Raw genomic sequence first — 14,104 nt, 5'->3', positions numbered from 1 at the left:
TTATCGGCGGTCTCGCTGCGGACGCCTCCGTCCCACTACGATCAGCGGGCCCCTCGGGCACGCACGGCTCCCGCACGCCGCACCCGCATGCCCCACCAGACCGCCACATCCGACCGCCCTCCCCCACGAAGGATTCCGCCATGGATGCCGCGCCCCGGACCGGTACCGAACAGCACAAGGCCCGTACGGAGGAGATGCGCCGGGCGCAGCGCGTCCGTGAGCGGCGCAACCGGTGGCTCACGATGGCCGCGGGCGCGGTCGTCGTGGCCGGGCTGGTCACCGGCGGCGTGGTGCTGCTGGACTCGGGGTCCTCCGACGCCGCGCCGGCCGCTGCGAGCGACGGGAAGGGCGGCGGCGAAGGGCGCTTCGTCACCCGTGCGGACGGCGTACGGACGTGGAAGGGCACGCTGGAACGCAACCACACCACCGCCCCGGTGACCTATCCGATGGAGCCCCCGGTCGGCGGCGATCACAATCCGGTCTGGCAGAACTGCAACGGTGACGTGTACTCCGAACCGGTGAAGAACGAGGCCGCCGTGCACGCGCTGGAGCACGGAGCCGTATGGGTGACGTACAACAGCAAGGCGTCGAAGGCGGACGTGGCCGCGCTCGCGGCGAAGGTGAGGAAGACCCCGTACACGCTGATGAGCCCGGTCGAGGATCAGAAGGACCCCCTCATGCTGTCCGCCTGGGCGCACCAGCGCTCGGTGACGGGCGCGATCGACCCGCACGTGGACAAGTTCCTCGCCGAGTTCGTCCAGGGCCCGCAGACGCCGGAGCCGGGTGCCACCTGCACGGGCGGTCTCGACCGGTGAGGCACATCGGGCTGATCGCCGGGGCCGTGGCGGCGGCCCTGGTGGCGACGGGGGCGATCACGTACGCGGTCGCCGAGGACAGCGGCGGGGCCCGCTCCGCCGCGACGGTGCCCGCCGCCGGTTCGGCGGACGCCGGCTTCGCCCGGGACATGGCGGTCCACCATCAGCAGGCGGTCGAGATGTCGTTCATCGTGCGCGACCGCACCACGGACACCGAAGTGCGCCGTCTCGCCTACGACATCGCGCAGACGCAGGCCAACCAGCGGGGCATGCTGCTGGGCTGGCTCGATCTGTGGGAGCTGCCGAAGGTGTCGGCGAAGCCGCCGATGGCGTGGATGGGCATGGGCGGCATGCCCGCGGGCGAGGACGGCGCGCTGATGCCCGGCATGGCGACGAACACCGAGATGCGCGAGCTGGGCGAACTCGACGGCAGGCAGGCCGAGGTGCTCTACCTTCAGCTCATGACCGACCACCACAAGGGCGGGGTCCACATGGCCGAGGGCTGTGTCGCCCGCTGCACGGTCGGTGTGGAGAAGCGGCTCGCGCGGGGCATGGTCGCGTCGCAGCAGTCGGAGCTGCGGCTGATGGCCGACATGCTCAAGGAGCGTGGCGCGGCGCCGCGTTCGTGACCCGGACGCCCTGTTCCCTGCCCCGGACGCCCCGTTCCCTGCCCCGGACGCCCCGTTCCCGGCACGGACGCCCGTTCGGGACGCGGTCATGCCTTTCGCCACACGTCTCCCCGCGCACGCCGTGGGGATGAAAGCCTCAATTCCCGCTGTCCGGCGGGTTCTTTGGGTTTCTCTTGGTCTTTCCATTCCCCTGACATGAACGGTTCATCAGGAAGAGTGAGCCCGTTCGTGTGATCCATTCGGGGCCGAACCGCCGCGGGCGCCGCGGGGATCGCGCGAGGGCCAACCACTCATTGCGACACATGCGAACGCATCGCAGGGGGTTCTATGAGATCCAACCGTGCCACAGCGCGCGCCGGAGTGAGCTTGGCGGCGACCCTGCCGCTGCTCGCCGGCGCACTGGCGCTCGGCATACCCGCGCACGCAGCGGACCACCCGAGCCGCAGCACGCTCGCGGGCACCAAGCCCGTCTGGGCGACGGCCACGGCGGACAAGGGCGCCACCTCGGACAGCGCCCAGGTCCGTGCCCGGGTCTACCTGGCCGGACGGGACGCCGCCGGCCTCGCCCAGTACGCCGCGGCGGTCTCCGACCCGTCGTCGGCCTCGTACGGCAAGCACCTGAGCGCCGAGGAGGCGCAGGCGCGCTTCGGCGCGACGCAGGCCCAGGTGGACGCCGTGAAGGCGTGGCTGGCGTCGTCGGGGCTGAAGGTCACCTCCGTGACCCCGCACTACGTCGCCGTCTCCGGTGACGTCGCCGCCGTCGAGAAGGCGTTCGGCACCCAGCTCCACAACTTCGCCAAGGGTTCGAGGACCTACCGCGCCCCGGCGCGGACGGCGTCGGTGCCGGCCTCCCTGAACGGCGCCGTCCTGACCGTCACCGGCCTGGACAACGCTCCGCACAAGGCGAAGCACAAGGACCAACTGCCGCCGCCGGACGACGTCTTCAAGAACTCCGGGCCGTTCTCCACGTACCACGGCTCCAACGTCGCGAGCACGCTGCCCTCCGCGTACGGCCAGAAGGTCCCGTACGCCGTCAAGGGCTACACCGGCAAGGAGCTGCGGTCCGCCTACGGCGCGGGCAAGTACACCGGCAAGGGCGTCCGCGTCGCCATCACCGACGCCTACGCCTCGCCGACCATCGCCTACGACGTGGCCACCTACGCGAAGAAGAACGGCGACAAGCCCTGGAAGACGGGCCAGTTGCGCCAGGTGCTCCCGGCCGGCTACACGGACACCGAGGAGTGCGGGGCGGCCGGCTGGTACGGCGAGGAGACCCTCGACGTCGAGGCCGTGCACGCGGTCGCGCCTGACGCGAACGTCGTCTACGTCGGCGCCGCGTCCTGCTACGACGACGACCTGCTCGACTCGCTGAGCAAGATCGTCGACAACCACCTGGCCGACATCGTCTCCAACTCCTGGGGCGACATCGAGGCCAACGAGACGCCGGACGTCGCGGCGGCCTACGACCAGGTGTTCCAGTTCGGCGCGGTCGAGGGCATCGGCTTCTACTTCTCCTCCGGCGACGACGGCGACGAGGTCGCGAACACCGGTACGAAGCAGGTCGACACCCCGGCCAACTCGGCGTGGGTGACCGCCGTCGGCGGTACCTCGCTGGCCGTCGGCAAGGGCCACAAGTACCTGTGGGAGACCGGCTGGGGCACCCAGAAGGCCTCGCTGTCCAAGGACGGCAAGAGCTGGGCGGGCTTCCCCGGCGCGTTCACCTCGGGCGCGGGCGGCGGGACCAGCCGCACGGTTCCGCAGCCGTCGTACCAGAAGAACGTGGTGCCGAAGGCGCTGGCCACGGCCAACAACAAGGCCGGCAACCGCGTCGTTCCCGACATCGCGGCGATCGCCGACCCGAACACCGGCTTCCTGGTGGGCCAGACGCAGACCTTCCCGAACGGCTCGGAGAAGTACAGCGAGTACCGCATCGGCGGCACCTCGCTGGCCGCGCCGGTCATCGCGGCCGTTCAGGCGCTCGCCCAGGAGGCCCGCGGGGGCAAGGCGATCGGCTTCGCCAACCCGGCGATCTACTCCAAGTACGGCTCGAAGGTCTACCACGACGTGGTGGACCGGCCGACCGGCAAGGACCTCGCGGTCGCGCGGGTCGACTACGTCAACGGAGTCGACGCCGCGGACGGCCTGAGCTACTCCGTCCGCAGCCTCGGCAAGGACAGCTCGCTCCAGGCGGTCAAGGGCTACGACACCGTCACCGGCGTGGGCTCGCCCGCACCCGGCTACGTCGAGTCCTACCCCCGCCGCTGAACCCGGCTCAGCCTCGTGTGCCCCGCCCCTCCACCGGAGGGGCGGGGCACACGCGTGTACGGCGCCCCCGCACGAGCGGGGCCCGGACACCTCGCCGGTCGGCGGGACACGGCGGGGCGCGCCCGGAGACGCCCCTGTCCGACGGGGACCGACCGGGCGGGCAGGGGCGGCACGGGCCGCAGGCCCCGGCACGGGACCGCAGGTCCGGCCCGGAAACCGCCCGGGGCGGGCAGTCCGACGCGGGCCCCGGCCCGCACAGGCCGACGCGGGCGCCCGGGCTCGCGACGGTCCGCGCAGGAGGGTCCCGGTGCTCGCCGGCCGGCGCGATCCGGCCCCGGTGCGGGCGTCGCCGACGTCCCGGACCGACGGGCGACGGCGGATGGGCGCCGGCGGTCCTGGGCGGCGTGGGACGGGCCACATCCTCGGGCCCGGCTATCGCGTCGCTCTGACGATTACACTGGGGGCGTGCCTCAACTACGTCTCGCTCTGAACCAGATCGACTCGCGCGTCGGAGACCTCGCCGGGAATTCCGAGGCGATCGTCCGCCGGGCCCGGGAGTCCGCCGAGCGCGGAGCGCACCTCGCGGTGTTCCCGGAGATGGTGCTGACCGGGTACCCCGTCGAGGACCTCGCCCTCAGGTCGTCCTTCGTGGAGGCGTCCCGCGCCGCGCTGCGCGCCCTCGCCGCCCGGCTCGCCGCGGAGGGCCTCGGGGAGCTGCCGGTGCTCGTCGGCTACCTCGACCGCGGTGAGACCGCCCAGCCGAAGTACGGCATGCCGGCCGGCGCGCCGCAGAACGCGGCGGCGGTGCTGCACCGCGGCGAGGTGGTGCTGAGCTTCGCCAAGCACCACCTGCCCAACTACGGCGTCTTCGACGAGTTCCGCTACTTCGTCCCCGGCGACACCATGCCGGTCCTGCGCGTGCACGGCGTCGACGTCGCGCTCGCCATCTGCGAGGACCTGTGGCAGGACGGCGGCCGGGTGCCGGCCGCGCGCAGCGCGGGCGCGGGGCTGCTGGTCTCGGTCAACGCCTCGCCGTACGAGCGGCTGAAGGACGACACCCGCCTCGAACTGGTCCGCAAGCGGGCCCAGGAGGCCGGCTGCACCCTCGCCTACCTCGCCATGACCGGCGGGCAGGACGAACTGGTCTTCGACGGCGACTCGATCGTGGTCTCCCCGGACGGTGAGGTGGTCGCGCGGGCGCCGCAGTTCGCCGAGGACCTCATGGTGCTGGACCTGGACCTGCCCGCCGCTTCGGTGGACGCGCCCACGGGCGTGGTCGACGACGGTCTGCGCATCGACCGCGTGGTGCTGTCCGACGAGCCGCTGCCCGCCTACGAGCCGGAGCCGGCCGGCGAGTACGCCGCGCGCATGGACGACGACGAGGAGGTCTACACGGCCCTGGTCGTGGGCCTGCGCGCGTACGTGCGCAAGAACGGCTTCCGCTCCGTGCTGATCGGCCTGTCCGGCGGCATCGACTCCGCGCTGGTCGCGGCGATCGCCTGCGACGCGGTGGGCCCCGAGAACGTGTACGGCGTCTCCATGCCGTCCAAGTACTCCTCCGAGCACTCCAGGGACGACGCCGCGGAGCTGGCACGCCGCACCGGCCTGAACTTCCGCACCGTCCCGATCGCCCCGATGTTCGACGCCTACATGGGCTCCCTCGGCCTTACGGGTCTGGCCGAGGAGAACCTCCAGTCCCGGCTGCGCGGCACGCTGCTGATGGCGGTCTCCAACCAGGAGGGCCACATCGTCCTCGCGCCCGGCAACAAGTCGGAGCTGGCGGTGGGCTATTCGACGCTGTACGGCGACTCGGTGGGCGCGTACGGCCCGATCAAGGACGTGTACAAGACGTCGGTCTTCCGGCTGGCCGAGTGGCGCAACCGGGCCGCGGCCGAGCGGGGCGAGATCCCGCCCATCCCGGAGAACTCCATCACCAAGCCGCCGAGCGCGGAGCTGCGCCCCGGCCAGGTGGACACCGACTCGCTGCCGGACTACCCGGTGCTGGACGCGATCCTGGAGCTCTACGTCGACCAGGACAAGGGCGCCGACCTGATCGTCGCGGCCGGGTACGACCGCGAGCTGGTCGCGAAGACGCTCCGCATGGTCGACACGGCCGAGTACAAGCGGCGCCAGTACCCGCCGGGCACGAAGATCTCCGCGAAGGGCTTCGGGAAGGACCGGCGCCTGCCGATCACCAACGGCTGGCGGGAGTCGGCGTAGGCGCCCCAACGGGGGGTAGGCCGGGGGGCTTTGGGGTCAAGCCCCCGGGCCCCCCGGCCCGCCCTCGGCTCCGACCGCCTCCGCCCGCGGCTCCCCCGTGCTCGACGGGGCGGAAGGAACGACCGGACGTGCCGTGGCCGGCATGTGCGAGGCGACCACACACTCCCGTCCCCGTACGGCACCCGCCCGCCGCAGGTCCACCCTGCGGGCCGTGCCGGCCACCGCGAGGCCCAGTACCGCGAGGGCGGCCCCCGCGAGGGCCGGCGAGGTCACGCCGAGGCCCGCGGCGAGCGCCAGCCCGCCGATCCAGGCGCCGCCCGCGTTCGCCAGGTTGAACGCGGCCTGGTTGGCCGCGGAGGCCAGGGACGGGGCCGTGGACGCCTTCTCCATGACCATGAGCTGGAGTGGCGAACCGGTGGCGAACGCCGCCGTGCCGAGCAGGGCCACCGCGAGGGCCGCGCTCCAGTGGGTCCGCATCATCAGCGGGAACAGTGCAAGGACGACCACCAGCGCGACGAGCGCGCCGAACAGCGTGCCCCGCGTCGAGCGGTCGGCCAGGCGCCCGCCGAGCAGGTTGCCGGCGGTCGCGCCGACCCCGAACAGGGCCAGCACCACCGTCACTCCGGCCTCGGTGTACCCGGCGGAGCGGGTGAGCATCGGCGTGATGTAGCTGTATGCGGAGAACAGCGCGCCGCATCCGGCCACGGTCGTCAGCAGGGCCAGCCAGACGGGGAGCGAGCGCAGGGCGGCCAGTTCGCGGCGCAGTCCGGCCGCGGGGACGTGGCCGCGGTCGTGCGGGACCAGCAGGGCGAGGGACGCGATCGCGGCGACCCCGATCACGCTGACCGCGAGGAAGGTCGTCCGCCAGCCGAGGCGCTGGCCCATGAGCGTGGCGACCGGGACGCCGATGACGTTCGCGAGGGTCAGGCCGAGCAGCATCAGGGACACCGAGCGCGCCTTGCGCTCCGGCGGCACCAGGGCCGCCGCGACCACGGCGCCCACGCCGAAGAAGGCGCCGTGCGGCAGTCCGCTGAGGAAGCGGGCGGCCAGCAGCCAGTGGTAGCCGGGCGCGAGGGCGGAGAGCGCGTTGCCGACGACGAACAGGGCCATGAGCCCGATCAGGACGTGACGGCGGGGCAGCCGAGAGGTGACGGCGGCCAGCAGCGGGGCGCCGATGACGACGCCCAGCGCGTACGCGGAGACCAGGTGCCCGGCGGCGGGGATCGAGACGTGCAGGTCTCCGGCGACGTCGGGGAGCAGCCCCATCATGACGAACTCGGTGGTGCCGATGCCGAAAGCGCCCACGGCGAGGGCGAGCACAGCCAGGGGCATGAAGGGCCTTTCGAAGCTTCGAAGCATGCGGGCAGTTCCGTACCGCGGTGACCCGCGTATGTTCTCAGACGGAACAAAGCCTCTCAGGCCCAGTATTCCAGCAGGTTACGACCCGGTTTCCGATGCGGTGACGTTCACCCGCGCTGCGATCGGCAGATGGTCGCTGCCCGTGCGCGACAGGGTCCAGGAGCTCACCGGCTCCACTCCCCTGACCATGATCTGGTCGATCCGCGCCATCGGGAGCGACGCCGGCCAGCTGAACCCGAAGCCGCTGCCCGCGGCGCCCTGGGTGGAACGCATCTGGGAGGTGACGGCGTTGAGCGAGCGGTCGTTCATGGTGCCGTTCAGATCGCCGAGCAGGACCACCCTGGGCAGTTGCTCATCGGCGATCGCCTCGCCCAGCGCGTCCGCGCTCTCGTCGCGCTGCGCGGCGGTGAACCCGGCGTTCAGCTTCACCCGCACCGAGGGCATGTGGGCGACGTACACCGCGACGGGCCCCTCGGGCGCGGCCACGCTGGCGCGCATGGCGCGCGTCCAGCCCAGCTTGATGTCGACGGCGCGGACGCCGCTGATCGGGTACTTGCTCCACAGCCCGACCGTGCCCTGCACCGAGTGGTACCGGTACTGCGGGGCGAGCGTCCGCTCGTAGACGGGGAGCACGGAGGTCTTCAGCTCCTCCAGGGCGAGCACCTGGGCCCCGGAGGCGGCCAGTTCCCGGGCGGTGCCGGACGGGTCGGGGTTGTCGGCGTTGACGTTGTGCGTGGCGACCATCAGCTCGCCGCCGATGCCCGTCTTGTCGGTGAGCAGGCCGCCGAACTGGTGGAACCAGACGATCCCGGGCAGCAGCACGGCGATCAGCGCGATCGGCGACCTGCGCACCAGGGCCAGGACCAGCAGCACCGGCACGAACAGGCCCGCCCACGGCAGGAAGGTCTCGATGAGGCTGCCGAGGTTGCCGATCCGGTTGGGGATCTGCGCGTGCATCAGCATCACCAGGGCGAGGGCGACCGCGAACGCGGCGAGAAGGAGGCCCCGGCGCCAGATCCCCGCGTCGCCGCGCCGGCCGTCGGCGAGGCCGTGCGCCAGGCGCCGCAGCCGGCCTCCCCGGCGCCCGGGCCCCGAACCGCCCGCCGTCTGCGTCACGTACGCCTGTCGCGCCATACCGTCGCCTCACTGCCTGCCGTGCACACCGTTCACCCCCGCGTTCTACGACCCTAGGGGATGATCGGCACCGTTCCCGCCGTCCTCGACGGCCGTACGGGCAGGAGGACGAACAAGTCGGTGCGCGGAGTTCCGCTTGCGCCGCCCACGGCCCGGTCTGTGACGAAACGCGCACATCAGCGCGGGGAACTGACGGGCCGTAGCCCTTCGAGCAACGAGTCCACTATCTGCTCCGACAGGCCCTCGGGCAGGTCGGCGTCGGGGCGCATCACGCTGCGCACCAGCATGGGTCCGACGAAGAGGTCGACGAGTACCTCGACGTCGATGTCCCGGCGCAGTTCGCCGTCGCGCTGCCCGCGGCGCAGGACCTCCACCTGGAGCCTGCGCCGCGGCTCGACGACGGTCGCGTGGTAGGCGCACCAGATCTTCGGGCTGCTCTTCATCTGCGCGTAGACGTTGTGCAGGATGAGCGAGCTGCGGCTCACCAGGCCGCGGCGGCGCAGCTGTTCGAGGATGGCCACGAGGTCGTCGCGCATGGAGGTGCCCGGCAATTCGGGGTCGGGGGGCTCGGCGGCGCGTACGACGTCGACGAACAGCTCCTCCTTGCCGCTCCAGCGCCGGTAGATGGTGGCCTTGCCGACGCCCGCGGTGCGGGCGATGCGCTCGATGGAGAGTTCGGCCAGCGGCACACCGTCCTCCAGCAGCTTCATCACGCCCTCCAGAATGGCGTGTTCCACCGCTTCGCTGCGGGGGCGCCCCCGCACGGGGGCGTCGGCAGCGGTGTGGCTGTCGGCAAGGCTCACGTGGGCCGTCCTTTCGTCGCACAGGAGATTGTCCATCGGGCGGCTCGCCGGTGGGTCCGACCCACCGACGGCCGCCTCCGGCCGGCAGTCCCCCGTCGCCGCGTGCCCCCGTCATATCCCGGCTACTCCACCGCCGCCACCACCTTCTCCTCTTCCTCACCCTTCTGCGGCACCGGCTGCCTGCCGGGCAGGAACAGGGCCACCACGACCGCGCCGACGAGCGCGACCGCGGCCCCGCACAGCGAGGTGACGTGCATGGCGTGCAGGAAGGCGTGGTTGGCCGGCTCTATCAGGCCCTTGCCCTGCGGGCCGAGCTTGGCCGCGACGCCGAGGGTGGCCTCGATGGACTCGGCCGCCTTGTCGCGCAGCCCGGGCGGGAGCAGGCCGAGCTTGCCCTCGATGTCGTTGCGGTACGCCGTCGAGAGCACCGAGCCGAGGACGGCGATGCCGAGGGCCCCGCCGACCTGACGGAAGGTGTTGCTGAGCGCGGAGGCCGAGCCGGCCTTCTCGCGGGGCAGGGCCTGCATGATGACGACGCTGGTCGGCGTCATGATGTGCGCCATGCCGGTGCCCATGAGGAAGAAGACGACCTCCAGCAGCCAGATCGGCGTGTCGGCCTCGAAGCCGGCGAAGGCGGCCAGCATGGCGGCGAGCAGGACCAGTCCGCCCGTGGTGGTGGCCTTGTTGCCGAAGCGGTCGACGACCAGCCGGGCCCGCGGCGCGAAGATCAGCTGTGCGACGGCCAGCGGCAGCATCAGCACACCGGACTGCAGCGGCGAGTAGCCGCGCACGCTCTGGGTGTAGAAGATGCCGAAGAACGTCACGCCCATCAGCGCGAAGAAGACCAGCGCGATGGCGGTCATGGCGGCCGAGAAGACCTTGTTCTTGAAGTACGTGACGTCCAGGGACGGGTGGTCGCTGCGCTTTTCGAACACCACGAAGGCCGCGAGGACGAGCAGGCCCGCCACGATCGTCGACAGCACGGTCGTTTCGGTGAAGTCGGCGAGTTCGCCGCCCTTGATGATGCCGTAGACGAGCAGGACCAGGCCGACGACGGACAGGACGACACCGATCGGGTCGAGGCGGCCGGGCCGCGGGTCGCGGGAGTCGGGCACCAGCCACAGCATCAGCGCGACCGCGACGACGACGATGGGAACGTTGACCAGGAAGACCGAGCCCCACCAGAAGTGGTCCAGGAGCAGACCGCCGGTGATCGGGCCGATGGCGATGGCCAGGCCGACGCCGCCGGCCCAGATGCCGATGGCCTTGGGCTGCTCGTCGCGCTCGAAGACGTTCATCAGGACGGCGAGGGTGGCCGGCATGACGAAGGCGGCACCGACGGCCATCAGGGCTCGGAAGGCGATGAGTTGGGCGGGCGAGCCGGACTCGGCTGCCAGCGCGGAACTGGCGCCGAACACGATGAGGCCGCCGATCAGCACCTTCTTGCGCCCGATGCGGTCACCGACGAGGCCCGCGGTGAACAACAGGCCCGCGAAGACGAGCGTGTAGGCGTTGATCGCCCACTCCAGCTCGCTCTGCGTGGCGCCCAGGCCCGTCGGGGCGGGGGTCGAGATGGTCTTGATCGCGACGTTCAGGATCGAGTTGTCGAGCACCACTATCAGCAGGCTCAGCATCAACGCGCCGAGAATCGCCCAGCGTCGGCGGTGCACCGCCTCCGGAACCCGGGGGCCGTCGACGGCGCGGTCGGCAGGAGTAGTCATGCCGGCGAGCCTAGGGCACTTCCGATACGAGACCGTCTCGTATCGCAATCCTTTACCCAGATCTTACGACTCGCGTGCCGAGACGTTGCGCACACGGGGCTCCTCTGGCCGCCTCCGGCACGAGGTGCCACCATGGGAGGGATCCGGGGACGCCGTCAGGGCGCCCCGAGATGACTGAAGGAGCCGTTGTCATGACGCAGCTTTCGGCTGCCCACAACAAGCCCTCCGACGGCAGCAAGGCGCTGTACGGGGGGAAGGGCACTCGCCGCATCACTGTTCGCGACATCTCCCTCGCCAAGGAACGCGGCGAGAAGTGGCCCATGCTCACCGCCTACGACGCGATGACCGCGTCCGTCTTCGACGAGGCCGGCATCCCGGTGATGCTGGTCGGCGACTCCGCGGGCAACTGCCACCTCGGCTACGAGACGACCGTGCCCGTGACGCTCGACGAGATGACGATGCTGTCGGCCGCGGTCGTCCGCGGCACGAAGCGCGCCCTGATCGTCGGCGACCTCCCCTTCGGCTCCTACCAGGAGGGTCCGGTGCAGGCGCTGCGCTCGGCGACCCGGCTGGTGAAGGAGGCGGGCGTCGGCGCCGTGAAGCTGGAGGGCGGCGAGCGGTCGCACGAGCAGATCCGGCTCCTGGTGGAGTCCGGCATCCCGGTCATGGCCCACATCGGCCTGACCCCGCAGTCCGTCAACGCCATGGGCTACCGCGTCCAGGGCCGCGGCGAGGAGGCGGCGCAGCAACTGCTGCGGGACGCCAAGGCCGTTCAGGACGCGGGCGCGTTCGCGGTGGTCCTGGAGCTGGTGCCGGCCGAACTGGCCGCCGAGGTGACACGGGTGCTGCACATCCCGACCGTCGGCATCGGCGCCGGTCCCGACACGGACGCCCAGGTGCTGGTGTGGACCGACATGCTCGGACTGACCGGCGGGCGCGTGCCCAAGTTCGTCAAGAAGTACGCCGATCTGCGGGAGGTCATCGGCGGCGCGGCCAAGGCGTTCGCCGAGGACGTGGTGGGCGGGACGTTCCCGCTGGAGGAGCACTCGGTGCACTGACCTCCGGTTGAGCCATCGCGGTACCAGGGCAGCCCCGCCGATCTTCCCCCGTCGGCGGGGCTGCTGGTTTTTGCGCCTGAACCGGCGCCGCTCTCGCGGAGGTGGTCGCTCGCCGTCGTGGTTCCTCAATTGATGGTTGCGGTGCTCGCCGGCCGGATCACCGGGCTGTCGGTGGGATGTCGGCGGGATGTCGGCGGTTTGTCAGTGGTGGATGGCACCGTTCGGGGCATGACGCGAATCGACGACAACCCCGGCGGCGTGCCGAACGCCGTGACCGTGCGGGGGCTGGTCAAGCACTACGGCGAGACCAAGGCACTGGACGGCGTGGACCTGGACGTGCGCGAGGGCACCGTGATGGGCGTGCTCGGGCCGAACGGAGCCGGCAAGACCACCCTCGTACGCATCCTGTCCACGCTGCTCGCCCCGGACGCGGGACAGGCCACCGTGGCGGGCTACGACGTGGCACGGCAGCCCCGGCAGCTGCGCCGGGTGATCGGGCTGACCGGGCAGTACGCCTCCGTGGACGAGAAGCTCCCCGGCTGGGAGAACCTCTACCTGATCGGCCGGCTGCTCGACCTGCCCCGCAAGGAGGCCCGCGCCCGCGCCGACGAGCTGCTGGAGCGGTTCTCGCTCACCGAGGCCGCGCGGCGGCCGGCCCGCACCTACTCCGGCGGCATGCGGCGGCGGCTCGACCTCGCCGCCTCGATGATCGGGCGGCCGAGCGTCCTGTTCCTGGACGAGCCGACCACGGGCCTCGACCCCCGTACCCGCAACGAGGTGTGGGACGAGGTCAAGACGATGGTCGGCGACGGGGTCACCGTCCTGCTGACCACGCAGTACATGGAGGAGGCCGAGCAGCTCGCCTCCGAGCTGACCGTCGTCGACCGCGGCAAGGTCATCGCGAACGGCGGCATCGAGGAGCTGAAGGCGAAGGTCGGCGGGCGCACCCTGCGCGTGAAACCGGTCGATCCGCTGGAGCTCGGACCGCTGGCCGGGATGCTCGACGAACTGGGCATCACCGGGCTCGCCGCGACGAGCGTCGACCGCGAGACCGGTTCCCTGCTCGTGCCGATCCTCAGCGACGAGCAGTTGACCGCCGTGGTCGGCGCGGTCACCGCGCGCGGTATCACGATCGCCTCCATCACCACCGAACTGCCCAGCCTGGACGAGGTGTTCCTGTCCCTCACCGGCCACCGCGCCAGTGCCCCGCAGGACACCGTGCCCGCCGAAACCCGCGAAGAGGTCGCCGTATGAGCGCCGTCACCACGCCCCCCCTGGGCTCCCCCGGCCTCAAGGCCGACGCCCGGATCCCGCTGCGCAGCCATCTGCGGCACACCGGCGCGCTGGTCCGCCGCAACCTGCTGTGGATCCGGCAGGACCCGGAGTCGATGTTCGACGCGATCCTGTTCCCGGTGATCTTCACGCTGCTGTTCGTGTACGTCTTCGGCGGCTCGATCGGGCAGTCGCTGGGCGGCGGGCAGCAGCAGTACGTGCAGTACATCGTGCCCGGTCTGATGGCCATGATGGGCATGAACCTGGCTCAGAGCGTGGGCACCGGCTTCAACCAGGACTTCAACTCCGGTGTCATGGACCGCTTCCGGTCCCTGCCGATCGGGCGCGGCTCGGTGCTGTTCGCCAAGATCTCGGTGGAGCTGCTGCGGATGATGATCGCGACGACGGTCCTGCTGGTCGTCGGGGTCCTCGTGGGCTTCGAGATCGAGAACTGGCCCGGCCTGTTCGCCGCCGTGGGGCTGTCGGCGGTGTTCGGCTCGGCTCTGATGTGGGTGTTCCTCACGCTCGGTGTGGTGATGAAGAACGCGCAGTCCGTGCAGGCGATGGGCTTCCTGGTGCTGATGCCGCTGCAGTTCGGCTCGTCCATCTTCGCGCCGCCCGGGACGATGCCGGGCTGGCTGCGGAACTTCACCGAGTACAACCCGCTGTCCGCCCTCGCGGACAGCGCCCGCGGGCTGATGGTGGGCGGCCCGGTGGCGCACAGCCTGTGGTTGACGCTGGCCTGGTCGGCCGGGATCACGGTGGTGATGGCGCCGATCGCCATCCACAAGTTCCGCACCAAGAGCTGACCGTACGGCGCCGCGCCGC

The 14,104-nt window shown here is 71.5% G+C and carries 11 protein-coding genes; 7 read left to right on the top strand and 4 right to left on the bottom strand.

Features of this window, described 5'->3' with window-relative positions:
- Positions 1-140 precede the first annotated feature (140 nt).
- The 4 genes from ACIOWN_RS01570 to ACIOWN_RS01555 all read left to right on the top strand — a co-directional run bounded on the left by ACIOWN_RS01570 (position 141) and on the right by ACIOWN_RS01555 (position 5,929).
- Complete coding sequence (locus ACIOWN_RS01570) at positions 141-815, top strand: DUF3105 domain-containing protein (RefSeq protein ID WP_362347692.1); 675 nt, start codon at positions 141-143, stop codon at positions 813-815.
- Positions 812-1,444 (top strand): DUF305 domain-containing protein, encoded by a 633-nt coding sequence (locus tag ACIOWN_RS01565; RefSeq protein ID WP_362347690.1) that lies wholly within the window; start codon positions 812-814, stop codon positions 1,442-1,444. The genes ACIOWN_RS01570 and ACIOWN_RS01565 overlap by 4 nt, the downstream gene beginning before the upstream one ends.
- Before the next feature lie 327 nt (positions 1,445-1,771).
- The gene (locus tag ACIOWN_RS01560) at positions 1,772-3,709 is read left to right on the top strand and encodes a protease pro-enzyme activation domain-containing protein (RefSeq protein ID WP_401979689.1); all 1,938 of its coding nucleotides are present in this window, start codon (positions 1,772-1,774) and stop codon (positions 3,707-3,709) included.
- A gap of 465 nt (positions 3,710-4,174) precedes the next feature.
- Positions 4,175-5,929 carry an NAD+ synthase gene (locus tag ACIOWN_RS01555; RefSeq protein WP_401979686.1) on the top strand — a complete coding sequence of 585 codons (1,755 nt, stop codon included), beginning with the start codon at positions 4,175-4,177 and terminating at the stop codon, positions 5,927-5,929.
- A gap of 36 nt (positions 5,930-5,965) precedes the next feature.
- Here the strand turns inward: ACIOWN_RS01555 and ACIOWN_RS01550 are convergent, their stop codons facing one another.
- The 4 genes from ACIOWN_RS01550 to ACIOWN_RS01535 all read right to left on the bottom strand — a co-directional run bounded on the left by ACIOWN_RS01550 (position 5,966) and on the right by ACIOWN_RS01535 (position 10,946).
- On the bottom strand, positions 5,966-7,261 hold the full coding sequence (locus ACIOWN_RS01550; protein WP_362347684.1) for an MFS transporter: 1,296 nt from the start codon (positions 7,259-7,261) through the stop codon (positions 5,966-5,968).
- 105 nt (positions 7,262-7,366) lie between these two features.
- A complete protein-coding gene (locus tag ACIOWN_RS01545; RefSeq protein ID WP_401979685.1) occupies positions 7,367-8,422 on the bottom strand; it encodes an endonuclease/exonuclease/phosphatase family protein in 1,056 nt (351 codons plus the stop codon).
- Between the two features lie 176 nt (positions 8,423-8,598).
- Complete coding sequence (locus ACIOWN_RS01540; RefSeq protein ID WP_362347680.1) at positions 8,599-9,225, bottom strand: TetR/AcrR family transcriptional regulator; 627 nt, start codon at positions 9,223-9,225, stop codon at positions 8,599-8,601.
- 122 nt (positions 9,226-9,347) lie between these two features.
- Positions 9,348-10,946, bottom strand: coding sequence for an MFS transporter (locus ACIOWN_RS01535; RefSeq protein ID WP_401979683.1), 1,599 nt, complete (start codon positions 10,944-10,946; stop codon positions 9,348-9,350).
- 191 nt (positions 10,947-11,137) lie between these two features.
- Between ACIOWN_RS01535 and panB the strand changes: the two genes are divergently transcribed.
- The 3 genes from panB (at position 11,138) to ACIOWN_RS01520 (ending at position 14,085) form a co-directional block, all read left to right on the top strand.
- Entirely contained in the window at positions 11,138-12,004 is an 867-nt protein-coding gene (gene panB / locus ACIOWN_RS01530) for a 3-methyl-2-oxobutanoate hydroxymethyltransferase (protein WP_362347677.1), read from the top strand.
- A 228-nt stretch (positions 12,005-12,232) separates the two neighbouring features.
- Entirely contained in the window at positions 12,233-13,258 is a 1,026-nt protein-coding gene (locus ACIOWN_RS01525) for an ATP-binding cassette domain-containing protein (protein ID WP_362347675.1), read from the top strand.
- Entirely contained in the window at positions 13,255-14,085 is an 831-nt protein-coding gene (locus ACIOWN_RS01520; protein ID WP_401979680.1) for an ABC transporter permease, read from the top strand. Before ACIOWN_RS01525 ends, ACIOWN_RS01520 begins: the two co-directional genes overlap by 4 nt.
- Positions 14,086-14,104: the final 19 nt, after the last annotated feature.

Origin of the sequence: Streptomyces sp. NPDC087787, from assembly GCF_044743035.1 — a bacterium.
Lineage (GTDB): Bacteria > Actinomycetota > Actinomycetes > Streptomycetales > Streptomycetaceae > Streptomyces.
The sequence above is the reverse complement of the archived record's forward strand: the minus strand, read 5'-3'. Positions and strand labels throughout refer to the sequence as shown.

Bases quoted from the DNA above. Each gene is read 5' to 3' on its own strand.
- ACIOWN_RS01550 (WP_362347684.1), bottom strand. From the start codon at position 7,261: ATGCCCCTGGCTGTGCTCGCCCTCGCCGTGGGCGCTTTCGGCATCGGC.
- ACIOWN_RS01520 (WP_401979680.1), top strand. From the start codon at position 13,255: ATGAGCGCCGTCACCACGCCCCCCCTGGGCTCCCCCGGCCTCAAGGCC.
- ACIOWN_RS01560 (WP_401979689.1), top strand. From the start codon at position 1,772: ATGAGATCCAACCGTGCCACAGCGCGCGCCGGAGTGAGCTTGGCGGCG.
- ACIOWN_RS01570 (WP_362347692.1), top strand. From the start codon at position 141: ATGGATGCCGCGCCCCGGACCGGTACCGAACAGCACAAGGCCCGTACG.
- panB (WP_362347677.1), top strand. From the start codon at position 11,138: ATGACGCAGCTTTCGGCTGCCCACAACAAGCCCTCCGACGGCAGCAAG.
- ACIOWN_RS01535 (WP_401979683.1), bottom strand. From the start codon at position 10,946: ATGACTACTCCTGCCGACCGCGCCGTCGACGGCCCCCGGGTTCCGGAG.
- ACIOWN_RS01545 (WP_401979685.1), bottom strand. From the start codon at position 8,422: ATGGCGCGACAGGCGTACGTGACGCAGACGGCGGGCGGTTCGGGGCCC.
- ACIOWN_RS01525 (WP_362347675.1), top strand. From the start codon at position 12,233: ATGACGCGAATCGACGACAACCCCGGCGGCGTGCCGAACGCCGTGACC.